This is a genomic window from Variovorax paradoxus EPS, from assembly GCF_000184745.1.
GTDB classification, from domain to species: Bacteria; Pseudomonadota; Gammaproteobacteria; order Burkholderiales; family Burkholderiaceae_C; genus Variovorax; species Variovorax paradoxus_C.
The window spans coordinates 3,606,319-3,629,247 of sequence record NC_014931.1; the positions used below are offsets into that span (position 1 = coordinate 3,606,319).

Consider the following 22,929-nt stretch of genomic DNA (forward strand, 5'->3'; position numbering starts at 1 on the left):
AAACGATTACGTACGTTCTCATTTGCCCATGTCCGCCCAACTCTCCCCCACCCCGCTGCTGCGGGCCTTTCAGGACAGCTACCAGGACCTGGTGCGGTTCATCGCTCGGCGCACCGGCAGCACGCACGACGCACGCGAGCTGGCGCACGACACCTGGCTGCGCCTGGCCGAGCGGACCGAAAGCGAGCCGGGCGAAAGGCCCCCGCCGGAGCCCGCCGCGCGTGCCTATGTCTACACCGTGGCCGAAAACATCGCCATCGATCACCTGCGCCGCCGGCAACGCGGCATGGAGCGCTTCGCTTCGGCATCGCAAGACGCCGACGCCGAGGCGGGCGCTGCGCACGACCACAGCACGCACGACATAGCCGAGCGCCTGTCGCATCGGCAAGCCCTCGATGCGGTCGATGCGGCGCTGCGGCAGTTGCCGCAACGAAGCCGCGACATCTTTCTGGCGGATCGCCTCGAAGGCACTGGCCACGCAGAGCTGGCCGAGCGATACGGCGTATCCATCAAGACCGTCGAGCGCGAAGTGATGCGTGCGCTCGACAGCGTGGAAGCGGCTGTGCATCGGTGGCGCGGCGACACGGCACCAGTGCGCACCGGACGCCGCCGGGCGCTGTCGGCACTGCTCGGCGTCGCCGGCATGGGCGTCGGCAGCACTACGCTGTGGCAGGCATGGCGCCAATGGATACCGAGCTACCAGAGCACACTGGCCACGGCCGTCGGCCGCGTCCGGACGCAGACCCTGCCGGACGGCACCCGCCTCAGCCTCGATGCGGCCAGCCGCGCCGAAGTGGCTTACTACGCCACGCGCCGCGCCGTGCAACTGCTTGCGGGCAGCGTCTTCTTCGACGTGGCGCGCGATGAAACGCGCCCCTTCGTCGTCGCCGCTCTGGGCCATGAGATCACCGTGCTCGGCACCCGTTTCGAGGCTGCGCTGCAAGACGGCGACCTGCGCGTGGCGGTTGAATCGGGCCAGGTGCGGGTTCGCAGCAGCAGCGGCGAAGAACGCGTCCTCGGCGCCGGCGACAGCGTGCGCATCGATGCATCGCAGCGGTTCACCACTGCACACCTCGGCGAGGCCGTTGCGGTGGCGCCGTGGCGCGAAGGCTGGCTCGACTTTCACCACGTGCCGCTGGGCGAAGTCGTGTCCCGCCTCGCCCGCTACAGCCCACGGCCCCTGCGCGTCGAGCCCGATGCCGCTTCGCTGCCTGTATTCGGCCGCGTGCACATCGCACAGGCCGGGACCTGGCTTCGCCTGCTGCCCGGCAGCCTGCCCGTGCAGGTGTGGGAAGACCCGAGCATCCCGCACGCCATCGTCATCGCGCGCCGCTCACCATCCTGACATCGCAGATTTTTGCGAATTGCATGAGGGATTCGCACCGCTCGGTCGTATCAGCCTGAAGAGCCCGAGAAAATCCATCCAGCGGATGGCCCGGGACCCATGGCCCAGAAATGAACCGACGTCATCGCATGCCTTCTCGCACCTCCCTTCCACGCGGCGCCTCGCGCCACCTGATCGCCGTCGCCGTCCTGGGCTGCATCGCCCAGGCCGGCCAGAGCGCGATGGCACAAGACACGGCAGCGACGCGGCCCCCGCAAGCCACGTCGACTGCGGCGGGCGCAGGTGCGGTCATCGGCTTCTCCATCCCCGCCCAGCCGCTGGACCAGGCGCTGAACCAACTGGCCCGCCAGGCCAACCTGCAGTTGCTGGCGCCGTCGGCCTTGCTGAACGGCCTTCGCAGCCGGGCGATACGGGCCGACCTGAGCGTCGGCGCGGCCACCTCGCAACTGCTGCAAGGCACGGGATTGACCGCTCGGATGACCGGCAACATGCTGGTCATCGAACGGGCCACGCAGACCTCCGACACCACGCTGCCGGCCGTTACGGTCAACGCCTCGGCAGAGCGCGAAACCGCCATCGGTCCGGTGCCCGGCTATGTGGCGCGGCGCAGCCAGACCGCCACCAAGACCGACACGCCGCTGCTCGAAGTGCCGCAGTCGATCTCGGTCATCGGGCGGGAAGAAATGGACGCACGCGGCGTGCAGGACATCATGGAAGCTGTGCGCTACACGCCCGGTGTCACGGTCAACAACTGGGGCTTCGACCCCCGGGGCATCGAATGGATCCTGATGCGCGGCTTCGACACGACAACCGGCATTGCCGGCTACCGCGACGGCCTCGTCCTGCCCGCCTATTCCGTGACCGAGCCCTACGGCGTCGAGCGCGTCGAAGTGCTGCGCGGACCGTCCTCGGTGACCTTCGGCCAGGGTGATGCCGGCGGCATCATCAACCGTGTGAGCAAGATGCCGAGCAACACGCCAGTGAACGAAGTCGAGGTGAGGTACGGCAACTTCCAGCGCAAGCAACTGGCCTTGGACCTGGGCGGAGTCGCCGGCGACACCCTCAGCTATCGCCTGCTCGGCGTCGGTCTGGACACCAACTCGCAGATGCACTACGGAGATGGCACGCCGTTCTCGAACAAGCGCACCTACCTGGCCCCTTCGTTGCGCTGGCAGCCCTCGGCCGACACCTCGTTCACGCTGCTCGGCGAGTTTCTGGACAACAAGGCCAGCGACGACGTCTTCTATGTCATGGACAACGCGGGCCGCAACACCGGCATCGTTCGCGGCGACCCAAAGTTCAGCCGCATCCGGAACCGCCAGGAATCGCTGGGCTACCTGTTCGAACACCATGTGAACGACAACTGGACGGTGCGCCACAACCTGCGTTACTCCAACGCCCGCATCGACAAGCACATCCTGCGCGACGCCCTGCTGCCGGACGACTACACGCTCACGCGCAGCGCGCGCTCCTTTCCGGAGTGGTACGGCCAGTGGAGTTCGGACGCACAGTTGCAGGGCCGTGTTCGCACCGGAATCGTCGAGCACACGCTGCTGTTCGGCTTCGACGCGACCCGCATCCGCTACACGTCCAAGGAGTTCTCGGGACCGGCACCCAGCCTGGATCTGCGCTACCCCGTCAACCTCCTGCCAATACCAGAGCCCCTCGTCCCCGCGAGCAACTACACCCAGATCACCCAGCAGTTGGGCATCTACGCCCAGGACCAGATCAAGATCGACGATCGCTGGGTGCTCACGCTCAGCGGACGCCAGGATCGCGTGAAGTCCGAGACCACCGACCGCATCAACAGCACCCGCAAAGGCCAGGCCGACAACAAGTTCAGCGGCCGTGCGGGCCTGAGCTATCTGGTCGGCAACGGTTGGGCGCCGTATGTCAGCTATGCCACGTCCTTCATGCCGACCAGCGGCGTCGACCTCAACGGCAACCCGTTGCAGCCGACCCGTGGCAAGCAGGTGGAAGCCGGCATCAAGTATCAGCCCGAGGGGTCGCGCACGTCGTTCACCGCTGCCGTCTTCGACCTGCGCAAGTCGAACGTGGTCACCTATGACCAGAACACCTTCGAGTCCCGTCAGATCGGCCGCATCCGCTCGCGTGGTCTCGAACTGGAAGCCAAGGCCGAACTGGCGCGCAACCTGAACTTAACTGCCTCCTATACCGTGCTCAACATGAAGGTGTTGGAGAGCGCCAACACGAGCGAGGTCGGAAAGATGCCGATCCAGGTGCCCAAGCAATCCGCTTCCCTGTGGCTCGACTACACCCTGGGGAACGGCATCGGATTCGGCGGCGGTGTGCGCTACATCGGCAGACGCTGGAACGACGTGACCAACACCTCGGACGAAGGCGGCGTTGCGCTGTTGGACGCCACGGTGCACTACAAGACCGGCCCCTGGCGCTTCGCACTGAGCGCAACCAACCTGGCCAACCGCAAGTACACCGCCTCACGCGCCTACAACAACTACTACAGCGGCAACGAGCGCACGCTGGTCGCCAGCGCGAAGTACCAGTTCTAGGCAGTGTCCGGCCAGCAGTGCGCAACCCGCGCACCACTGGCCCCGCAATGCTTCAGAGCGCCTGCCCGAGGCGCTTCACACCCTCTTCGATCTTGGCCACGTCGGCGGTCGCAAAGCTCAGGCGCAGCGTCGCCACATCGGGCTTCTCGGCAAAGAACGGTGCGCCGGGCACGAAGGCCACGAGCTTCTCGATCGCACGCTTGGCCAGCTCGTTCGCATCGGCCAGCTTGCCGTTGGCGCCCGTGAGACGCGCCCAGAAGAACAATCCGCCGTTGGGCTGCGTGAAGCTCACAGCATCGCCCAGTTCGCGCTGGAGCGCCGCGCCCATGGCCTGCGCGCGCTGGCCGTAGACCTCGCGCACATGCGCGAGCGTCGCGGGCATGCGGCCGCTCTTGAGGTATTGCGCGGCCGTGGCCTGCGAGAAGGTGCTCGTGTGTGCGTCGCTGAACTGCTTGCACATCGTCGCCTTGGCGAGCAATTCGGGCGGCGCGATCATCCAGCCGATGCGCAGGCCCGGGCTCAGCACCTTGCTCAGGCTGCCGCAGTGCGCGAGCAGCTCGCGGCTGCCGGGCACGTCCTTGCTCAAGGCGAGGATCGAAGGCGGCGGCGCTTCGCCGAAGTAGAGGTCGCCATACGGGTCGTCCTCGACGATCAGCGTCTGGTACTTCACGGCAAGTTCGAGCACCTTCTTGCGGCGCTCCAGCGTCAGCATCGCGCCGCTGGGATTGCCGAAGGTGGGGATCAGGTAGACGAACTTGGGCTTGTGCTCGGCGATGAGCTTTTCCAGCTCGTCGGTCTTCACGCCGTTGGCGTCGATGGGTGCGCTGATGAGCTGCGCGCCGTAGAGGCGGAAGCACTGGATGGTCGCCAGGAAGGTCGGGCCCTCGACGATCACCTTGTCGCCGGGCGAGATCATGGTCTTGCCCAGCAGGTCCAGCGCCTGCTGGCTGCCGGTGGTGACGATCAGGCCGCTGGGGTCCACATCGACGCCCTTGGTCTTCATGAACGATGCGAGCTGGCTGCGCAGCGGCTCGTAGCCTTCGGTGGCGCCGTATTGCAATGCGCCGCCTGGCTCCTCGGTCAGCGCCTTCTGGCTCGCTTCCTTCAAGCCCTCGACGTCGAACATCGCGCTGTCGGGAAACCCGCCTGCAAAACTGATGATGCCGGGCTTGCCGAGCAGCTTGAAGAGTTCGCGGATGGCGGAGGTTTCGACGTTGTCGAGGCGGGAGGCGAATTGCATGATGGTCGGTCTCACTTTCTGCGCGCCATTGTCGCGAAAGGCGGGTGCATGAATGCTGCGTAAGGCCATCGCCTTTCAACGATATATTGCGCCTGTCGCCGCGCTGCGCCCCCGGGCAGACGCGTGCGGCGCCCCCGAGCCCCATGAAAAAAGACAACATCTCCCTCTTCTTCGCCACCCTGCAGGCGGCCAACCCCACGCCCGAGACCGAACTCGAATACGACACCCCCTTCGAGCTGCTGGCCGCCGTGCTGCTCTCGGCGCAAGCCACCGACGTGGGCGTGAACAAGGCCACGCGCAAGCTCTATCCGGTGGCGAACACGCCGCAAGCGATCCTCGACCTGGGCGTCGAAGGGCTGGAGAGCTACATCAAGACCATCGGCCTGTACCGCAGCAAGGCGAAGCACCTGATCGAGGCGTGCCGCATGCTGGTCGAGCTGCACGGCGGCGAGGTGCCCCGCACGCGCGCCGAGCTCGAAGCGCTGCCGGGCGTCGGCCGCAAGACCGCCAACGTGGTGCTCAACGTGGCCTTCGGCGAGCCGACCATGGCGGTCGATACGCACATCTTCCGCGTGAGCAACCGCACCGGGCTCGCGCGGGGCAAGACCCCACTGGAGGTGGAACTCAAGCTCGAGAAGCGCGTCCCACCGGAATACCGGCTGCACGCGCACCACTGGCTCATCCTGCACGGCCGCTACATCTGCGTGGCGCGCAAGCCGCGCTGCTGGGAATGCGCGGTGGCCCCGTACTGTGACTACAAGCCCAAGACACCGGCTCCGAAAACGAACTGACAACGCACGCATGACGATCCTGAAGACCCACGGCGCCGTGCTCGCCACCGCCCTGCTCTCGGCAGCCGCCTTCGCGCCGGGCGCCGCGTGGTCGCAGCAGGGCAGCAAGGGCCTGTCGCCCGACGCCATGACGGCCTACGGCGGCCGCTGGTCGACCTCGTGTGCCGATGCGTCCGCGCCGACGCTGCAGGTGCGCGAGGACCAGTTGATCGTCGAAAGCGGCAAGCGCCGGGTGGTCGGCCAGTCGCCCGAAACGGCCCACAGCTTCTTCGGCAATAGCCAGCCGCCGGCTCGCTTCGACGTCGCCCTGATGAGCGATGTCGACAAGGCCGGCGCCCTGACCTTCCTGGTCTTCCGCGAAGCGCGGGGGCAGTCCATCACGTTGGATGCCGCGAAGCCGGTGGCTGGGCAACTGGGCCCCGAGCTGATGAAGCTGCGCTACTGGCGATGCGACGGCACCGCGCGCGCCGCGCTGCCGGCCGTGGAATCCACCGCGACGAAGCAGCCCGCTCCGCCAACAGGCAGCCCGGCCGCGCTCGCGCAAGGCCCCGCGATGCAGAAAGCCTGGCGCGCCGCACTTGGCGCCAAGGAAAACGACCGCTGGCTGGTGCGCCGCGAAGGCCCGGCGCCCGAGCCGCAATGGGTCACCGTGGCCGGCACGCGCTATGTGCTGCATGCCTTCTGCAAGCCGCACGACTGCCATGAAAACAACGCGATCGCGCTCTACGACCAGGGCTCGGGCCGCATCTACGGGCTGGTGCAGCGCAGCGGCAAGAACGTCTTCGTGGGCGCACCGCCGCAGGCGCTGGCACCGCAGCTGGACAAGCTCTGGCGCGAGCAGTGGCGGCAGAAGAACTGAGCTGACGGACGCTTTCCCGGGCTGCTCACCGAACTCGAACCGCAGTTCGCCCGAGGGTCGCAGTCACCCGACCGGCGGATGCTCGAAGGTCAACCAGCCGCCGAATGCCAGTTCGCCGGCCGGCCAGTCGGCAGCGGCTTCCGGGCAGCGGACGCCGCGCTGCAACAGCGTCACCGCCCGCAGCACGCCGGCGTGGGTGACCCAGAGCGCATCGCCCTCGCCCGCCAGCCATTCATCGTGTGCCTCGGCCGTGCGCCGCATGAATGCGCGCACGCTCTCGCCGTTCGCGCCGGCGATGCCGTCGGCGAAATTGCCGGTCCAGGCCTCGAACTCCTCGCGCGCGATGGCGGACCATGGCTGCCCTTCCCACGCGCCGAAGCTCATCTCCGCCAAACGGGCATCGTGCTGCACAACCAGATCCGGACGCAGCGCTGCGATGGCACCGGCCAATGCGGCGCAACGCCGCAGCGGCGAACTGCGCAGCGCGATGCCGGCGGGCAGCAAAGGCGCGATGCGTTGTGCGGCGGCCAGCGTGGCTTCGGCTTCCGCTTCAAGGTCGGTCGCGCCGTAGCAGAGGCCGGGCTCCGCGATCACGGGCGCGTGGCGCAGCAGCCAGAGCTTTCTCATGCCTGCCAGGCGAGCGCCAGATAGATCGCCAACTCGCAGACCTGCTGGGTCGCCCCCAGCCCGTCGCCGGTGAAGCCCTGCAGGCGACGCATGAAAAGACGCGCCATCCAGCCCGCGGCCACGACAACGGCCAGCAGCGCCGCGACGACATGCACCACGTCATGCGCGCACAGCAGCAGCGCCACGGCGGGAATCGACCACAGCACCGCGACGACCAGCGCACTACCACTGATCGCATCTGCCAGCGGCTTCGCCTTGCTCGCCCCGCTGTCGCCCACATAGGGCAGCCAGCGGATGAGGAACAGCGGCGCGAGGCGCGACAGCACATGCGCCCCGACGATGGCCACGGCCACCGTCTCCAGCCCGCGCCCGGCCAGCGTGGCGAGCAGCGCGAACTTGAGGCCCAGCGCGAGCACCAGCGCCACCGTACCGAAGGCGCCGATGCGCGAGTCTTTCATGATCTCCAGCGCGCGGTCGCGGTTGGCCGAGCCGCCGAGCCCATCTGCGACATCGGCCAGGCCGTCTTCATGGAAAGCGCCGGTCAGCATCACAGTGGCGACGGTGCTCAAGACCGCCGCGGCGAACGCGCCTGCGACGCTCTGCAATCCAACGCCCACGGCCACGAAGACCAGCGCCGCCACTCCACCCACAAGCCACCCGATGCCCGGCAGATGCGCCGCACTCGCCCGCAACATCTGCGGACTGAACCCGACCCATGCCGCGAGCGAGCCCGTCACCGGCACGCGCGTGAAGAACTGCAGCGCCAGCAGGAAGTGGCGAATGCCGCTCATCAAAATCAAGCGTCCTTGCGCGACACGCCCGCCGCCTCGAAGCTCGCCATCTCGCGCAGGATGCGGCAGGCCGATTCGAGCAGCGGCCAGGCCAGCGCGCCGCCCGAGCCTTCGCCCAGGCGCAGGTCGAGGTTCAGCAAGGGCTCAAGTCCAAGGTGTTTCAGCAGCAGCGCATGGCCCGGCTCCGCCGAGCTGTGCGCGGCCACGCAGCGCTGCGTCACATGCGGCTGCAGCGCTTGCGCGACCAGCACGGCAGCGCTGGCGATGAAGCCGTCGACCACGATCACGCGGCGCTCCTCTGCCGCCTGCAGCACGGCGCCGACCAGCGTGGCGACTTCGAAGCCGCCGAAAGCAGCCAGCGCGTCGAGCGGTTCCGTCGCCGTCGAATGCAAAGCCAGCACTTCGCGCAGCACATCCCGCTTGCGTGCGAGCCCCGCCGCATCGAGACCTGTGCCGGCACCGGTGCAGGCCCCGATGTCCAGCCCAGCGAGCCGCGACAGCAGCAGCGCCGCCGACGAGCTGTTGCCGATGCCCATCTCGCCCAGCAACAAGGCATTGCCCGGCAGCGCGCGCACCACCTCGCGTCCGTTGGCGATGGCCTGCGCGCATTGCTCGGCGGTCATCGCCGGGCCGGTCGACGCATCCGCCGTCCCGGCAGCAATCCGCCGCGACACCAACCCCGGACGAGGCTGGAAGTCCCGCCGCACGCCGCAATCGACCACCGTCAGCGCCAGCCCGTGCTGGCGCGCCAGCACGCTGACCGCGGCGCCACCGGCAAGGAAGTTCTCGACCATCTGCCAGGTCACATCGCTCGGATATGCGGAGACGCCGCGGGCCGCCAGCCCATGGTCGCCCGCGCAGACCAGCATCTGCGGCGCTTCGAGCACCGGCGCTTCGCTGCCCAGGATCGTGCCGATCCGCACGGCCAGCGTTTCCAGCTTGCCCAGCGCGCCGAGCGGCTTGGTCTTGTTGTCGATGGCGCTCTGCAGCCTCTCGGCCAGCGCGGCATCGGTGATGTCGGAGATGGAGGGAATCGTGTCGTTCATGCGGGTTCAATCAGGCCGGCCAGAACGCCGGCATCGAAATGGGTTTCGATGAAATCGGCCAGGCCGTCGAAGGTGCTGTCGAGCGTGGGTGCCGCGGCGCCGAACAGCGCATGCAGCACCGCAGCGTCCTCGAACAGCCCGTGAAGGTACAGCCCGAGCACATTGCCGCGCGCGTTCTGCCAGGCGAGCCCTTCGGGCATCACGGCGTGGCCGTCCTGCAGCATCTGCGGGTGGGCCGTGGTCTGGCCGTGGTGGATCTCGTAGCCGGCCATCGGCACATCTGACAGAGCGACCCAGTCGCCGCTCAGCGTGCCGAAGGTGGCTTTGCGATGGCGCACGGTCTTCTCGCGCTCGAACACCGTCACCAGCGGCAGCAGGCCGAGGCCAGGTGCGTTGCCGTCGATGCCGTGCGGATCGACCAGCGCCTCGCCCAGCATCTGCAGCCCGCCACAGATGCCGAGCACCACGCCGCCCCGGGCGGCATGCGCGGCCACGGCGCTGTCCAGCCCCTGCGCACGCATCCAGGCCAGGTCGCCGCTCGTGTGCTTCGAGCCGGGCAGCACGATCCAGTCGGCGCCGGCCACGTCGGCGGGCGTGCGCGCCCAAAGCAACCGCACGCCGGGCACGTTCTTGAGCGACTGGAACTCGTCGAGATTGCTGATGCGCGGGTACGCAATGACCGCCACCGTCGTCGTCACCTTGCCGCTCGCACGGCTGCGGTCGTCGAACACGCCGTCTTCCTCGGGCAGGCCGTGCTGCCACCACATCGGCAGCGTTGCGACCGTGGGCACGCCGGTCAGCGCCTGCAGCTTCTCGGGCGCCGGCGACAGCAGCGAGGCGTCGCCGCGAAACTTGTTGAGCACGAAGCCGTGCAGCAGCGCACGGTCGGCCTCGGGCAAGAGCGCCCAGGTGCCGTAGAGATGGGCGAAGGCGCCGCCCCGGTCGATGTCGGTCGCGAGCAGGCAGCGGGCCTCGGCGTAGCGGGCCACGCGCAGGTTGACGATGTCGCTGGTCATCAAGTTGATCTCGGCCGGCGAGCCCGCGCCTTCGATCACGACCACGTCGTTCTCGGCGCGCAATTCGTCGAGCGCCCCGGCGATCTGCGGCCACACGCGCTCGCTGCGCCCGCGCCAGGGCAAGGCCGAGAGCGCCTCGCTCACCTGCCCCATCAGGACGACCTGGCTGTGGGTGTCGCGCTCGGGCTTGAGCAGCAGCGGGTTCATGCGCACATCGGGCACGGCGTTCGCGGCCAGGGCCTGGAAGTACTGGGCGCTGCCGATCTCGCCGCCATCGACCACGCGGGCGTTGTTGCTCATGTTCTGAGCCTTGAAGGGCGCCACTTTCAGCCCCTGCCGCGCATACCAGCGGCACAGCGCCGTGGCCAGCCAGCTCTTGCCGGCTCCGCTGGTGGTGCCCAGGACCATGACGCACCGCGCCAGCCTGCTTTTCGCCGTTGAACTCATGGGCCGGATTGTCGTTGAGCGCCGGCGCGCCCCCGAGTCGGGTGGCCGAAATGCGGCATCTTTCACGCAGGCGCCCGGAGATGCGGTTGCGTTTTGAATCCGGGGGTGGCGCTAATCCGTATACAAGACATCCCAATGCCTTGCGATCACGGACCCATGCCTGCCCTCAACGACCTGGCGCTCACGGTCGAGGAACGCGAGCCGGGCCAGTTCTACTGGACCCTGCTCGAAGCCCTCGACAACAGCGGCCATTCAGACCTTCACGACACCCGCGACACCCTCGATTACCGGGTGTTCCGCTCGGCCGCCAAGCCGCAGGCCAGCCACTCCAACGCCCTGGCCCTGGGCGTCGCGGAGCTCCAGAAGATCAGCGCGTCGCCACCTTCTGCGTCGCTGTAGCCGATGCAGCCGAAGCGGTTGCCGCCGGCACTTCCCACGTACCGCCTATCGCGCGGATCAGGCCCACAGCCGCCTGGTACTGCGCCGACTTCACCTGCAGCGCCTGGCGCCGGTTGCGCAGTTCGCTGCGGCGTGCGTCGAGCAGGTCGAGCTGGCTGATGTAGCCGTTGCGGTAGCGCGTGTCCGACAGGCTCGTCGCCCGCTGGGCCGACGACACCGCCTTGGCCTGCACCACCGACTGCTCCTGCAGGATGCGGATCGCGGCCAGCTGGTCTTCGACCTCCTGGAACGCCACCAGCACCTGCGTGCGATAGCTGGCGAGCGCGCCGTCGAGCTGGGCGTTGGCGCCCTGCACGCCGGCCTCGCGGCGGCCGCCGTCGAAGATCGGCAGCGACAGCAGCGCGCCCACGCCCCACGAGCGGGCCGACCACTTGAAGAGGTCGCCGATCTCGGGCGAAGCGTAGCCGGCCGCGCCGGTCAGCGAGATGTCCGGGAACCACGCGGTTTGCGCCACGCCCACGCGGGCCTGCGCCGCAAGTACCGCGTTCTGCGCCGCCGACACGTCGGGCCGGCGCGTGAGCACCGTGCCGGGAACGCCGGGCGGAATGGCAGGCAGCGCCGTCGCCCACTCGTCGGTGCGCACACCGAAGCTGGAGGCCGAATCGCCCACCAGCACCGCGAGCGCATGCTCGACCTGGGCGCGTTGGCGGTCGAGCGCCAGCGCATCCGATTCGGTGGACGACACCTCGGTCTGCACCCGCGCCACGTCGAGCTCGGCGATGTCGCCGGCCGCCTGGCGGCGCTGCGTCAGGCGCAGCGTGTCGCTGTAGGCCTCGACCGTTTCGCGCATCAGTGCGCGTTCGGCGTCGAGCGCGCGCAGTTGCAGGTAGGTCTGCGCCACTTCGGCCTGCACCGCGAGCCGCGTGCTCTGCAGCAGGCCTTCGCGGCCGGCGGCGTCGAGCTTGGCCGCGTTGCTGGCGCCCGAGAGGCGGCCGAACAGGTCGACCTCATAAGAGAACGTGGCGCCGATGTTGGTCATCGTGCCCGGCCTGACGCTGGCCGAAGCCTTGTCCAGGCCCCCGCCACGGTTGGCGCCAGCGCCCAGGCCGATCTGCGGCAGCCGGTCGGCGTTGGCACTGCGCGCCAGCGCGCGGGCCTCGGCCAGCCGCGCCGCTGCGCCCTGGATGTTGTTGTTGTTGACGTCGGCCTTCTCGACCAGCGCATTGAGCACCGGGTCGTTGAACGCCAGCCACCAGGCGCCGCGTGCCTGCGCCTCGGAAGGCAGCGCCTTCGTGAAGCCGGCGGGCGGCGTGGCGCCCTGCTCCTTGAACTGCGCCGTGGTCTGGATCTCCGGCACGCCCGAAGGCACAGTGGCGCAGCCGGCCAGTGCCAGGGCTGCAACCAGCGGCAGCAAGGCGCCGCGGACCCAAGGTTGGAATGCGAATTTCATGATGAACTTTCTTCTTGATCGGTTGTGCGATCAGTCATGCGACTCGTGCGAGGGACGCGGCGAGGCCGGCACCGGGTGCAGCCCGCCACCGCCCGAACCACCGTGCGAAGACGAAGGTGCCGGAGCGGCCGGATGGCCCGCCGACACGAACTCCTCGCCATGCGGCACTTCGCCATGCAGCTTGAGCGGCTTGTTGCCCGCCAGGCGGCGCAGCAGCACATAGAACACCGGCGTCAGGAACAGGCCGAAGGCCGTCACGCCGATCATTCCGGCGAACACCGCCACGCCCATGGCCTTGCGCATCTCCGAGCCCGCGCCAGTCGAGAGCACCAGGGGCAGCACACCCATCACGAAGGCCAGCGAGGTCATGAGAATGGGGCGCAGGCGCAGGCGGCTCGCTTCGATCGCGGCCTGGATGGGCGTGCGTCCGGCGAACTCCAGCTCCCGTGCGAACTCCACGATCAAAATTGCGTTCTTCGCACTCAGCCCCACCAGCACGATCAACCCGATCTGCGTGAAGACGTTGTTGTCACCCCCCGATATCCATACGCCCGCCATCGCGGCCATGATGCCCATGGGCACGATCAAGATGATCGCGATCGGCAACGTCAGGCTCTCGTACTGGGCAGCCAGCACCAGGAACACCAGCAGGATGGCCAGCGGGAACACCAGGAAGGCGGAGTTGCCGGCCAGGATTTCCTGGTACGTCAGCTCGGTCCACTCGAAGCTCACGCCCTTGGGCAGCGTCTCGGCCGCGATCTTGGTGATCGCGTCCTGCGCCTGGCCCGACGAATAGCCGGGGGCCGGACCGCCGTTGATGTCGGCCGCAAGGTAGCCGTTGTAGCGCATGGCGCGTTCCGGGCCGAAGGTCGAGTTGACCTTCATCAGCGCGGCCAGCGGCACCATCTCGCCCGAAGTCGAGCGCACCTTCAAGAGGCCCACGTCTTCGGCACGGGCGCGGTAAGGCGCATCGGCCTGGACGCGCACGGAGTACGTGCGGCCGAACTTGTTGAAGTCGTTGGCGTACAGGCTACCCAGGTAGATCTGCATCGTGTCGAAGATGTCCGTCACCGGCACGCCGAGCTGGCGGGCCTTGGTGCGGTCGATGTCCGCATAGAGCTGCGGCACGTTGACCTGCCAGCTCGTGAACATGCCCGTGAGCTCGGGCGTGGCGTACGCCTTGGCCATGAAGGCCTTCACCGCGGCGTCCATCTGGTCGTAGCCGACCGAGGCGCGGTCTTCGATCTGCAGCTTGAAGCCGCCCGTGGTGCCCAGGCCCGCCACCGGGGGCGGCGGGAACATCACGATGAAGGCGTCCTGGATGCTCGAGAAGGCACCGTTGAGCTGGCCCGCCACCGCACCGCCGCTCTGGTCGGCGCGCTTGCGCTGGTCGAAGGGCTTGAGCGTGGCGAACACGATGCCCGAGTTCGAGCTGTTGGTGAAGCCGTTGATCGACAGGCCCGGGAAGGCGATGGCGTCTTCCACGTTCGGGTTCTTCTTCATGATCTCGCCCATGCGCTGGATCACTTCGTCGGTGCGGTCGAGCGTGGCGCCGTCGGGCAGTTGGGCAAAACCGATGAGGTACTGCTTGTCCTGCGCCGGCACGAAGCCGCCGGGCACCGCCTTGAAGAGACCGAAGGTCACCGCGATCAGCGCGACGTAGATCGCCAGCATCAGCGCCTTGCGAGAGATGACGTTCTTCACGCCGCCGCTGTAGGCCTCCGAACCACGATGGAACAGCTTGTTGAAGCCGCGGAAGAGCCAGCCGAAGGCCTTGTCCATGCCGCGCGTCAACGCGTCTTTGGGCTGGTCGTGACCGCGCAGCAGCAATGCAGCAAGAGCCGGCGACAGCGTCAGTGAGTTGATCGCCGAGATCACCGTCGAGATCGCGATGGTCACCGCGAACTGGCGATAGAACTGGCCCGTGAGACCGCTGATGAAAGCCAGCGGCACGAACACGGCCACCAGCACCAGCGCGATCGCGATGATGGGCCCGGACACTTCGCGCATCGCCCGGTAGGTCGCTTCACGCGGCGTGAGCCCGGCCTCGATGTTCCGCTCGACGTTCTCCACCACCACGATGGCGTCGTCCACCACGATGCCGATCGCCAGCACCAGCCCGAAGAGGCTCAGCGCATTGATCGAGAAACCGAGGACGTGCAGCACCGCGAAGGTACCGATCACCGACACCGGCACGGCCAAGAGCGGAATGATCGACGCGCGCCACGTCTGCAGGAACAGGATCACGACCAGCACCACCAGCGCGATGGCTTCGAGCAGCGTGTGGATCACCGATTCGATGGACGCACGCACGAACTGCGTCGGGTCGTAGGCGATGCGGTATTCCAGGCCTTCCGGCATGTTCTTGTTGAGCTCTTCCATCGTCTTGCGAACGTTGGCCGAGATGTCGAGCGCGTTGGAGCCCGGAGCCTGGAACACACCCATGCCGACGGCCGGGTCGTTGTTCAGCAGCGAACGCAGCGAGTAGTCGGCAGCGCCCATTTCGAGGCGGCCGATGTCGCGCAGGCGCGTCACGGCGCCGTCGGTGCCGCTCTTGACGATGATGTCGCCGAATTCTTCTTCGCTCTGCAGGCGCCCTTGCGCATTGATGGAGAGCTGCATGTCCACGCCCGAGAGGCCCGGCGATGCGCCGACCACGCCGGCCGCGGCCTGCACGTTCTGGCCGCGGATCGCAGCCACCACGTCGCTCGCCGAGAGGCCGCGCTGCGCGACCTTCTGCGGGTCGAGCCAGACTCGCATCGAGTAATCGCCGCCGCCGAAGATCTGCACCTGGCCCACGCCTTCGATGCGCGCGAGCGGGTCCTTCACATTCAGCACCGCGTAGTTGCGCAGGTAGTTGATGTCGTAGCGGTTGTTCGGCGAGACGAGGTGGACCACCATCGTCAGGTCGGGCGCGCTCTTGACGGTCGTGATGCCCAGGCGCCGCACTTCCTCGGGCAGGCGCGGTTCGGCTTGCGAGACGCGGTTCTGCACAAGCTGCTGGGCCTTGTCCGGGTCGGTGCCGAGGCGGAACGTGACGGTCAGCGTGAGCACGCCGTCGGTCGTTGCCTGGCTGCCCATGTAGAGCATGCCTTCGACGCCGTTGATCTGCTCTTCGAGCGGAGTCGCAACGGTTTCGGCGATCACCTTGGGGTTGGCGCCCGGGTACTGGGCGCGCACCACCACCGAAGGCGGCGCGACTTCCGGGTATTCCGAGATCGGCAGCCCGCGCAGCGCGATCAGGCCGGCTATCAGCATCAATAGCGACAGCACGCCGGCAAAGATCGGCCGGTCGATGAAGAATTTAGAGAGATTCATGTTGGTTCTCCGGCGGACGCAAAAGCGTCCCCTCCGAGTTCATCGAATTCGATTCAGGACTTCGCGGCTTCGGCCACGCGTTCCGGTTGTTGTTGCTTGGCGGCATCCGCTTTGGCGTCCATCGTCACGTTCTGCGGCACCACCAGCGCACCCGGGCGGATGTGCTGCAGGCCGTTGACCACGACGCGATCGCCGGCCTTCAGGCCCTTGCTCACGACGCGCAGGCCGTTGATGGAAGCGCCGAGCGCCACTTCGCGGTAGACCGCCTTGTTGTCTTCACCCACGACCATCACGAACTTCTTGTTCTGGTCGGTGCCGATGGCGCGTTCGCTCACCAGCAGCGCGGTGTCGTTGCGCGCCTGGCCCATGCGGATGCGGGCGAACTGGCCGGGGATGAGCGCGCCGTCCTTGTTGTCGAACGAGGCGCGCACACGCACGGTGCCGCTGCGGGCGTCGACCTGGTTGTCGATCAGCTGCAGCTTGCCGGTGAAAGGCGTGCCTTCGAGGCCGGCAGTGCCCATCTGCACGGGAATCGTGTCGATCTGGCCGCGGGCGCCGGCGTTGGCCGGCAGGTCCTTCAGGGCGCGGGTGACGACCTGCTCGTCGGCATCGAAGCTCGCGTAGATCGGGCTCACCGACACCAGCGTGGTCAGCACCGGTGCGCCGGGGCCCGCGGCGACGAGGTTGCCCACCGTCACTTCGAGCTTGCCGATGCGGCCGGACACCGGCGCCCGCACCTGGGTGTAGCCCAGGCTCAGGCGTGCGGTCTGCAGCGAGGCCTGCGCGGCGCGCAGGTTGGCTTCGGCTTCGCGGCCGGCGTTCACGCGCTCGTCGAGCTCACGCTGTGCGATGGCCTGCTCGTCCCACAGGCGCCTGGCGCGCTCCTGCTCGCTGCGGCTGAACGCTTGGCGGGCCTGCGCCGAGGCGACCTGGGCTTCGGCACGCTCCACTTCGGCGGCATACGGTGCGGGGTCGATGGTGATCAGCAGGTCGCCCTGCTTCACCAGCGCGCCTTCACGGAAGTGCACCGCCTGCACGGCGCCCGCCACGCGGGAGCGCACGTCGACGCGTTCGACCGCTTCGAGGCGGCCCGAGAACTCGTCCCACGCATTGATCTCGCTCGACGCGACGGTCGCGACCGACACCGGCGTGCCCTGCTGCGCCGCGACCGGTGCCGTGGCCTCGGCCTTGAAGCTGTACATGCCCACGACCGCGGCGGCGACCGCCAGCAGTGCGGTGAGGCCGGTCACGGCGGGCCAGAGGCTCTTGCGGGCGGCGGAAGACAGCTTGTGTTGTTCGTTGTTCGACATGATTTCGTCCTTCTCGATGACTTTTTGGGATGCAACAGGCCACCCCGGTGCTTTTGGCACCAGGAGGCGGATTTCAGGGAAAAAAGGGGCCCGACGCCCGCCTCAGAGGAGAGGCGGCGGCTGTCAGTGGGCGGTGCTGACTCTTGCGGGTCTAGCTGGGCTCGGGTGCCGCGGGAGGAGGCGGCGTCGTGGCGCTGAAGAACTCGCGAAAGTGCTGCTGCACGTTGGCCGCACAGTCCCGACAACCCTCGTTTTCAGGGTCGTACAGCGCTCTGGGCCAGTTCGCGGCGCCGGGCAGCACGCTGCTGGTGACCTCGATGCCGGCCGCGCGCAATCGGCCTGCGAAGGTCATGGCTTCGTCGCGCATCGCGTCGTCCTGCCCCACCAGCACCAGCGCGGGTGCCAATGCGGAGAGGCGCAGCGACCCACTCGGCACCGCATAGGGGTGCGTCGCGTTCGAGGGGCAGCTCAAATACTTTTCCCAACCGCTGGCCCAGCGGCATTCGGGCTCATCGTTGGTCGCCTTGCGCAGCGACGCGGTGCCTGCGCACGGATCGAGCATCGGCGACAGCAGGATCTGGCCCGCCACCGGCGGATGGGCTCGGTCGCGAGCGATCAGCGCAACGGCCGCGGCCAGGTTGCCACCGGCTTCTTCGCCGGCCAGATAAACCAGCGCGCCCTTGCCGCCCAGCTTGTTGCGTTGCTTGTAGAGCCATTCAAGGGCGGCATAGCCGACTTCGATGGGCTCGGGGAACGGCACCAGCGGATAGGCCAGCGAAACCACCACCGCGCCCGCGCCGGCCAGCAGCCGGCCCACGTTGCGCCCGTTGTCCAGGCCGCCGCACACGAATGTGCCGCCATGGAAATGCAGCACCAGGGGTGCCGTGTCGCTCTTGGCGCGCTGTCCGTAGACACGGGCGGCCACCGGTTCGCGACCGGGCAGCTCGATCAGCAGATCGGCTTCCACGCCTTGCACCGCGGCAGCAGCAGCGGCAGCTTCGGCAGAACGTGACGATGGAACGGGTGACATGGACGACCTCAGGGTGATGGGCGATGGTTGAAATATAAGGCGCCGTGTGTGACATGAAACAGGCAAGCTGACCCCACTCTGTTTCCAAACGGCTAACAATCCGTATGCCACAGGGGGTTGAGCGCCTTGTGTGAGAATCCGCCTCCCTCCGGCGTGGGCCGGCCCCCTCAACAGGCATTCACAGGCATTCAATGGATCAGATCCAGGCAATGCGGATCTTTGTCCGCGTGGTGGAAGCCGGCACATTCACCCGTGCCGCCGATTCACTCGCCCTGCCCAAAGGCACGGTCACCAAGCAGATCCAGGCGCTGGAATCGCGCCTGCGCGTCAAGCTCCTGAACCGAACCACACGCCGCGTGACGGTCACGCCCGACGGCGCCGCCTACTTCGAACGCGCCGCCCGCCTCCTGAACGACTTCGACGACATGGAGGCCAGCATGACCAATGCGCAGGCCAGCCCCACGGGGCGGCTGCGCATCGACGTCGGCACATCGGTGGCCCGGCAGATCATCCTGCCCAACCTCGCCAGCTTCTGCGACCGCTACCCCGACATCCAGGTCGACCTGGGCGTGAGCGACCGCACCGTCGACCTCATCAGCGACAACGTCGACTGCGTGATCCGCGCGGGCGAACTCAGCGACCAGTCGCTCGTGGCCCGCCGCATCGGCACGCTGCATTTCGTGACGGTGGCCTCGCCTGCGTACATCAAGCGCTACGGCACACCAGCGCATCCGAACGACATCGAAAAGCGCCACACGGTGGTGAGCTACTTCTCGGGCACCACGCGGCGCATCTACCCGCACGAGTTCCACAAGGGCGACGAGCGCATCGAGCTGAACGGGCCGTACCGCGTGTCGGTGAACGAAAGCAATGCTCATATGGCGGCGGTGCTTGGCGGCTTCGGCATTTCGCAGTGCATCACCTTCATGGCCGATCCGCACCTGGAAAGCGGCGAGCTGGTCGAGGTGCTGGCCGACTGGAGCCGCGATCCGCTGCCGATTCACGTCGTCTATCCGCCGAACCGCCACCTGAGCGCGAAGGTGCGGGCGTTCGTGGACTGGGCGGCGGATTTGTTCGCCAAGAACCCGAGGCTGCAGCGGCGTTGAGGCTCACGTCCGGCGCGAACCTCGCACCGCGGCGCCGCTGCTACGACAGATAGACCGGCTCGCACCGCACATCGGTCTTCACCGAATTCGCGATGAAGCACTCTTCATGCGCCCGGTGATGCATGTGCTCGATCTGCTCGCGCGTGGGCAGGTTCTCGCCCGAGAAGGAAACCTGCGGCCGCAACGTGACCACAGTCATAGCCATCTTGCCGTCGGCGTTCTTTTCCATGACGCCGCTGGCTGCGTCGAAGTAACGGTCGACGCAGAACTTGCGCTTCACCGCCATCGTCAGAAACCAGAGCATGTGGCAGCTCGACAGCGACGCGACGAAGGCTTCTTCGGGGTCGACCGCCGATGCATCGGAGAACGGCAGCGGCACCACGTGAGGCGACGAAGAACCCGCCCACTCCGCGCCGCCGTCGAAGCGCAGCGAGTGCTTGCGGCTGTAGGTGTTGGCCAGAAAGTCCTGATCGCCTCGCTGCCAGAGGACCTCTGCGGTGTATTCGGACATGGTCGTCGTTCTCCTTTGCAGTTTTTGTTGCGGATCAAGCGCCCAGCAGCTTGACCAGCAACGGCACCAGCAGCGCCGTCGCAATGCCGTTCAGTCCCATCGCCAGCGCCGAAAAAGCCCCAGCAGTTTCGTTCACCTGGATGGCCCGCGCAGTGCCGATGCCATGCGCCGCCATGCCGACTGCAAAGCCGCGCACCGCGGGCTCCTTGATGCGCAGCAGGTTCAACAGGCCCGTCGCCATGATCGCGCCCGAGATGCCGGCCACCGCAGCCGCCACCGCGGCCAACGACGGCAGGCCGCCGATCTTCTCGGCCACGCCCATTGCGATGGGCATCGTGGCCGACTTCGATGCGAGCGACATGATCAGTTCGTGCGAGCCGCCCAGCGCCCACGCGATGCCGATCGCCGAGACGATGGCAGCCACGGAGCCCATCAGCAGCGCGACACCGATCGGCAGCCACAGCCGCCGCAGCCGCGCGATCTGGCCGTAGAGCGGCACCGCCAGCGCCACGGTCGCGGGGCCGATCAGGAAGTGCACGAACTTCGCGCCTTCGAAGTACGTGTCGTAGGGCGTGCGCGTTATGAGCAGCACCGTCACGATGACGACGACGGAGATCAGCACCGGGTTGACCATCGGATTCGCGCCGCTGCGCCGATGCAGCCACAGCGCGCCCAGATACGCGAGCAGCGTGAGCGACAGCCACAGCAGCGGCGACTGCGCAAGAAAGACCCAGATTTCGGAAAGCTTTGCCGGGGCGCTCATTCGGCGTTCTTCCCTGTGATGCGGATCATCCAGCGAAAGGTGAGCGCGGTGACCGTCATGGTGAAGGCCGCGCCCAGAATGCCGGCCGCAAGAAACGGCAGCCACTCGCGCCCCACCCGCTCGAAATGCAACATGACGCCGGTCACGGCCGGAATGAACAGCAGCATCAGGTTGCGCAGCAGATGGCCCGAGGTATCGGTCAGCGCCTGCGGCACGCCGCCGCGCACGAGCAGCGCGATGAACATCAGCACCATGCCGATCAGCGGACCCGGAATCGGCAGGCCCAGCCACTGCACGAGCAGTTCGCCGGCCAGCTGGCAAAGGAAAAGCGAGGTGATGGCGTAGAGCATGTTTTCAATCTTCGGTGCAAGCGGCTGCGCGTGTCCAGGCCTGCTTCAGCGCCTCCTGGCTCTGCGGCGGCAGCACGCCCAGGCGCACGTGGCCCGGCAGGCCGAAGGAGGCGCAGTCGCGCAGCTTGATGCCGTCGGCGCGCAAGGCGGTGGCGAGCCGGGGGTATGGGGTGTCGGTGCGGGCGCAGAAGAAATTGGCGTCGCTGGGGAGGCACTGCCAGTTCAGCGATTCGCAGAGGGCGCGTTGTTGCGCTTTCCAGGTTCGCAGGGTGTGCAGGCTTTGGGCGAGCCAGGCTTGGGCTTCGTCGCCAATCCAGGTGTCGAGCAGCGCCACGCCGTGGGCGCCGATGGGCCATGACGGTGCGAGTCGTTCGAGCCGCTGCATCAAGGGCGCGGCGGTAGCGTCGTCGGGTGCGATCGCATAGGCGGCGCGGATGCCGGTGAGGCCCATGGCCTTGTTCGGCGTCCACAGTTGCCAGAGCCGGTTGCGCTGTGCGTCATCGAGCGAAGCCCGGCCTTCGAGGCGCAGCGGTTCGTAGGCCATGTCGAGCACGCAGGTGCTGCCTGCATCGGCGTGCAATACGAGATCTTCCTGCGCCTGCCCCAGCGGGCTCGACGGCTCGCAGCACCAGTGCAGCGCCGCATCGCAATGCGGCTCCGGCGCGCGCAGCACCTGGAGACCCCAGGCTTGCGCCGCGCGCTCGTAGTCGCCATAGCTGTGCGCCGGCAGCCAGACCTGCCGCCTGCCACCTTGCGCGACCGCCGCACTGATGCGATGGATGAATTCGCTCGCGCTCGCAGCGATCACGATGCGCTCGCCCGCAACGCCGTGAAAGGCAGCCAGCCTTTCGCGCAACGACGTGTAGCGCGGATCGGGATAGTGCGCAGCGTCGATCGCGCGCAATGCAGCCACCGCCGCCGGGCACGCACCGACCGCGTTGCCATTGGTCGAGAAGTCATGCGGCGCCGCGCCGGTTTCGTCGGGGCCGCCGTGCAGGGCATGGGTCAATGTCATGGCCACCCTGCCATCGCAACGATCGCCGCCGATGCGAACACGCCGGCCGCCAGCACCGCCCTGCCTCCGAGCACCGCTGTGCGCCGCGTGTCCTCTGCAGCGGCTTTGCGCCCTTCCCCGTTCAAGGTGTAGACGCCAGGTTTTGCCAACCGCACGCCGACCAGCAACGCCATCGCCGCCATCGGCCAACCGCTGTTGGGCGACGGCGTGCGGCGCGCCTCGCGGCCCAGATCCCTCGGCCATTGCCATGCCACCGAGGCCAGCAGCAGCACGGTGATGCGCGCGGGAAGCCACGAAAGCACATCGTCGGCGCGCGCAGCCCATTTGCCGAGCCACGTCCAGTCGCGGCCATTGCGCAGCCCCCGGTAGCCCCACATCGCATCGGCCGTGTTGGCGAAGCGGTAGAGCGCCGCGCCCGGCAGGCCGAGCAGGACGAACCAGAACAGCGGCGCCACCAGCGAGTCGTTGAGGTTCTCGGCCAGCGATTCGATCGCGCTCTCGCGCACCTCGCGCTCGCTGAGCGCGGACACATCGCGGCTCACCAGCCGGGCCAGTTGCGCCCGTCCCGCGTCGAGCGACACGGCCAGCGCCGCCTCGACCGCGAGCACTTCGTCGCGCAGCATTCGCCATGCGAAGAGCGGTTTCAACAGCAGCCCCAGCAGCACCGCTGCGGCCCATGCGGGAAGGTACAGCGTAACGAGCGATTGCAGCAGCTGCGCCGCGCACCAGGCCGCCATGCCACCGAGGCACCACGTCAGCGCGCCGATGAAAAAGACGGGCAAGTCCACGCGCTTCACCTTGTGGGGCTCCGGCGCGATGTGCGAGCCGATCCAGCCAAGGTACTGCCCCATCCATACCACCGGGTGCAAGCGCGCGGGGGGCTCACCCAGCCAGCGGTCGATGGCCAGCGCGAGCCAGAGCGCCGCGATGGCGATGAGGGCATGGGTGAAGGAGAGAGCAGGCATGGGGGCCGTCATTCTCGCG

Annotated in this window: 20 protein-coding genes; 6 read left to right on the plus strand and 14 right to left on the minus strand. The window is 67.7% G+C overall.

The window, feature by feature from the left end; translation table 11 throughout:
- Positions 1-28 precede the first annotated feature (28 nt).
- Together VARPA_RS16720 and VARPA_RS16725 are read left to right on the plus strand one after the other, a co-directional pair.
- Positions 29-1,345 (plus strand): sigma-70 family RNA polymerase sigma factor, encoded by a 1,317-nt coding sequence (locus VARPA_RS16720; protein ID WP_013541761.1) that lies wholly within the window; start codon positions 29-31, stop codon positions 1,343-1,345.
- Positions 1,346-1,473: 128 nt separating this feature from the next.
- Complete coding sequence (locus VARPA_RS16725) at positions 1,474-3,876, plus strand: TonB-dependent siderophore receptor (RefSeq protein WP_013541762.1); 2,403 nt, start codon at positions 1,474-1,476, stop codon at positions 3,874-3,876.
- Between the two features lie 52 nt (positions 3,877-3,928).
- Here the strand turns inward: VARPA_RS16725 and VARPA_RS16730 are convergent, their stop codons facing one another.
- A complete protein-coding gene (locus tag VARPA_RS16730; RefSeq protein ID WP_013541763.1) occupies positions 3,929-5,116 on the minus strand; it encodes a PLP-dependent aminotransferase family protein in 1,188 nt (395 codons plus the stop codon).
- Positions 5,117-5,259: 143 nt separating this feature from the next.
- Between VARPA_RS16730 and nth the strand changes: the two genes are divergently transcribed.
- Complete coding sequence (gene nth / locus VARPA_RS16735) at positions 5,260-5,907, plus strand: endonuclease III (RefSeq protein WP_013541764.1); 648 nt, start codon at positions 5,260-5,262, stop codon at positions 5,905-5,907.
- 10 nt (positions 5,908-5,917) lie between these two features.
- Complete coding sequence (locus VARPA_RS16740) at positions 5,918-6,766, plus strand: Ivy family c-type lysozyme inhibitor (protein ID WP_013541765.1); 849 nt, start codon at positions 5,918-5,920, stop codon at positions 6,764-6,766.
- A gap of 63 nt (positions 6,767-6,829) precedes the next feature.
- Here VARPA_RS16740 and VARPA_RS16745 read toward each other — a convergent pair whose 3' ends face one another.
- From VARPA_RS16745 to VARPA_RS16760, 4 genes are read right to left on the minus strand one after another with little or no spacing between them, the layout of a single operon-like run.
- Positions 6,830-7,393 (minus strand): histidine phosphatase family protein, encoded by a 564-nt coding sequence (locus VARPA_RS16745; RefSeq protein ID WP_013541766.1) that lies wholly within the window; start codon positions 7,391-7,393, stop codon positions 6,830-6,832.
- Positions 7,390-8,184, minus strand: coding sequence for an adenosylcobinamide-GDP ribazoletransferase (locus VARPA_RS16750; RefSeq protein WP_013541767.1), 795 nt, complete (start codon positions 8,182-8,184; stop codon positions 7,390-7,392). Before VARPA_RS16750 ends, VARPA_RS16745 begins: the two co-directional genes overlap by 4 nt.
- Positions 8,185-8,189: 5 nt before the next feature.
- Positions 8,190-9,230 (minus strand): nicotinate-nucleotide--dimethylbenzimidazole phosphoribosyltransferase, encoded by a 1,041-nt coding sequence (cobT, locus tag VARPA_RS16755; RefSeq protein ID WP_013541768.1) that lies wholly within the window; start codon positions 9,228-9,230, stop codon positions 8,190-8,192.
- On the minus strand, positions 9,227-10,693 hold the full coding sequence (locus tag VARPA_RS16760; protein ID WP_013541769.1) for a cobyric acid synthase: 1,467 nt from the start codon (positions 10,691-10,693) through the stop codon (positions 9,227-9,229). The genes cobT and VARPA_RS16760 overlap by 4 nt, the downstream gene beginning before the upstream one ends.
- Positions 10,694-10,849: 156 nt before the next feature.
- On the opposite strand from VARPA_RS16760, the gene VARPA_RS16765 reads away from it, so the two are divergent.
- Complete coding sequence (locus VARPA_RS16765) at positions 10,850-11,092, plus strand: hypothetical protein (RefSeq protein ID WP_013541770.1); 243 nt, start codon at positions 10,850-10,852, stop codon at positions 11,090-11,092.
- On the opposite strand, the gene VARPA_RS16770 is transcribed toward VARPA_RS16765, so the two are convergent.
- The 4 genes from VARPA_RS16770 to VARPA_RS16785 all read right to left on the minus strand — a co-directional run bounded on the left by VARPA_RS16770 (position 11,061) and on the right by VARPA_RS16785 (position 18,200).
- The gene (locus VARPA_RS16770) at positions 11,061-12,542 is read right to left on the minus strand and encodes an efflux transporter outer membrane subunit (RefSeq protein WP_013541771.1); all 1,482 of its coding nucleotides are present in this window, start codon (positions 12,540-12,542) and stop codon (positions 11,061-11,063) included. The two genes, VARPA_RS16765 and VARPA_RS16770, sit on opposite strands and share 32 nt — an antisense overlap.
- A gap of 30 nt (positions 12,543-12,572) precedes the next feature.
- Entirely contained in the window at positions 12,573-15,860 is a 3,288-nt protein-coding gene (locus VARPA_RS16775) for an efflux RND transporter permease subunit (RefSeq protein ID WP_013541772.1), read from the minus strand.
- 53 nt (positions 15,861-15,913) lie between these two features.
- Positions 15,914-17,170: an efflux RND transporter periplasmic adaptor subunit gene (locus VARPA_RS16780; protein WP_013541773.1), complete on the minus strand. Its 1,257-nt coding sequence runs from the start codon at positions 17,168-17,170 to the stop codon at positions 15,914-15,916.
- Between the two features lie 151 nt (positions 17,171-17,321).
- Positions 17,322-18,200 carry an alpha/beta hydrolase gene (locus VARPA_RS16785; RefSeq protein ID WP_013541774.1) on the minus strand — a complete coding sequence of 293 codons (879 nt, stop codon included), beginning with the start codon at positions 18,198-18,200 and terminating at the stop codon, positions 17,322-17,324.
- A gap of 191 nt (positions 18,201-18,391) precedes the next feature.
- Here VARPA_RS16785 and VARPA_RS16790 point away from each other — a divergent pair, with 191 nt between their 5' ends.
- Positions 18,392-19,306, plus strand: a complete 915-nt coding sequence (locus VARPA_RS16790; RefSeq protein WP_013541775.1) for a LysR family transcriptional regulator — start codon at positions 18,392-18,394, stop codon at positions 19,304-19,306.
- A gap of 40 nt (positions 19,307-19,346) precedes the next feature.
- Here VARPA_RS16790 and VARPA_RS16795 read toward each other — a convergent pair whose 3' ends face one another.
- The 5 genes from VARPA_RS16795 to cbiB are packed head-to-tail and all read right to left on the minus strand — an operon-like array spanning position 19,347 to position 22,910.
- Positions 19,347-19,817, minus strand: coding sequence for an OsmC family protein (locus VARPA_RS16795; RefSeq protein ID WP_013541776.1), 471 nt, complete (start codon positions 19,815-19,817; stop codon positions 19,347-19,349).
- A gap of 34 nt (positions 19,818-19,851) precedes the next feature.
- Positions 19,852-20,580 (minus strand): LrgB family protein, encoded by a 729-nt coding sequence (locus tag VARPA_RS16800; RefSeq protein ID WP_013541777.1) that lies wholly within the window; start codon positions 20,578-20,580, stop codon positions 19,852-19,854.
- Positions 20,577-20,930 carry a CidA/LrgA family protein gene (locus VARPA_RS16805; RefSeq protein ID WP_013541778.1) on the minus strand — a complete coding sequence of 118 codons (354 nt, stop codon included), beginning with the start codon at positions 20,928-20,930 and terminating at the stop codon, positions 20,577-20,579. Before VARPA_RS16805 ends, VARPA_RS16800 begins: the two co-directional genes overlap by 4 nt.
- Positions 20,931-20,934: 4 nt before the next feature.
- Complete coding sequence (locus VARPA_RS16810; protein WP_013541779.1) at positions 20,935-21,945, minus strand: aminotransferase class I/II-fold pyridoxal phosphate-dependent enzyme; 1,011 nt, start codon at positions 21,943-21,945, stop codon at positions 20,935-20,937.
- Positions 21,942-22,910, minus strand: a complete 969-nt coding sequence (gene cbiB / locus VARPA_RS16815; RefSeq protein ID WP_013541780.1) for an adenosylcobinamide-phosphate synthase CbiB — start codon at positions 22,908-22,910, stop codon at positions 21,942-21,944. The genes VARPA_RS16810 and cbiB overlap by 4 nt, the downstream gene beginning before the upstream one ends.
- Positions 22,911-22,929 lie beyond the last annotated feature (19 nt).

Bases quoted from the DNA above. Each gene is read 5' to 3' on its own strand.
- VARPA_RS16720 (WP_013541761.1), top strand. From the start codon at position 29: ATGTCCGCCCAACTCTCCCCCACCCCGCTGCTGCGGGCCTTTCAGGAC.
- VARPA_RS16725 (WP_013541762.1), top strand. From the start codon at position 1,474: ATGCCTTCTCGCACCTCCCTTCCACGCGGCGCCTCGCGCCACCTGATC.
- VARPA_RS16730 (WP_013541763.1), bottom strand. From the start codon at position 5,116: ATGCAATTCGCCTCCCGCCTCGACAACGTCGAAACCTCCGCCATCCGC.
- nth (WP_013541764.1), top strand. From the start codon at position 5,260: ATGAAAAAAGACAACATCTCCCTCTTCTTCGCCACCCTGCAGGCGGCC.
- VARPA_RS16740 (WP_013541765.1), top strand. From the start codon at position 5,918: ATGACGATCCTGAAGACCCACGGCGCCGTGCTCGCCACCGCCCTGCTC.
- VARPA_RS16745 (WP_013541766.1), bottom strand. From the start codon at position 7,393: ATGAGAAAGCTCTGGCTGCTGCGCCACGCGCCCGTGATCGCGGAGCCC.
- VARPA_RS16750 (WP_013541767.1), bottom strand. From the start codon at position 8,184: ATGAGCGGCATTCGCCACTTCCTGCTGGCGCTGCAGTTCTTCACGCGC.
- cobT (WP_013541768.1), bottom strand. From the start codon at position 9,230: ATGAACGACACGATTCCCTCCATCTCCGACATCACCGATGCCGCGCTG.
- VARPA_RS16760 (WP_013541769.1), bottom strand. From the start codon at position 10,693: ATGAGTTCAACGGCGAAAAGCAGGCTGGCGCGGTGCGTCATGGTCCTG.
- VARPA_RS16765 (WP_013541770.1), top strand. From the start codon at position 10,850: ATGCCTGCCCTCAACGACCTGGCGCTCACGGTCGAGGAACGCGAGCCG.
- VARPA_RS16770 (WP_013541771.1), bottom strand. From the start codon at position 12,542: ATGAAATTCGCATTCCAACCTTGGGTCCGCGGCGCCTTGCTGCCGCTG.
- VARPA_RS16775 (WP_013541772.1), bottom strand. From the start codon at position 15,860: ATGAATCTCTCTAAATTCTTCATCGACCGGCCGATCTTTGCCGGCGTG.
- VARPA_RS16780 (WP_013541773.1), bottom strand. From the start codon at position 17,170: ATGTCGAACAACGAACAACACAAGCTGTCTTCCGCCGCCCGCAAGAGC.
- VARPA_RS16785 (WP_013541774.1), bottom strand. From the start codon at position 18,200: ATGTCACCCGTTCCATCGTCACGTTCTGCCGAAGCTGCCGCTGCTGCT.
- VARPA_RS16790 (WP_013541775.1), top strand. From the start codon at position 18,392: ATGGATCAGATCCAGGCAATGCGGATCTTTGTCCGCGTGGTGGAAGCC.
- VARPA_RS16795 (WP_013541776.1), bottom strand. From the start codon at position 19,817: ATGTCCGAATACACCGCAGAGGTCCTCTGGCAGCGAGGCGATCAGGAC.
- VARPA_RS16800 (WP_013541777.1), bottom strand. From the start codon at position 20,580: ATGAGCGCCCCGGCAAAGCTTTCCGAAATCTGGGTCTTTCTTGCGCAG.
- VARPA_RS16805 (WP_013541778.1), bottom strand. From the start codon at position 20,930: ATGCTCTACGCCATCACCTCGCTTTTCCTTTGCCAGCTGGCCGGCGAA.
- VARPA_RS16810 (WP_013541779.1), bottom strand. From the start codon at position 21,945: ATGACATTGACCCATGCCCTGCACGGCGGCCCCGACGAAACCGGCGCG.
- cbiB (WP_013541780.1), bottom strand. From the start codon at position 22,910: ATGCCTGCTCTCTCCTTCACCCATGCCCTCATCGCCATCGCGGCGCTC.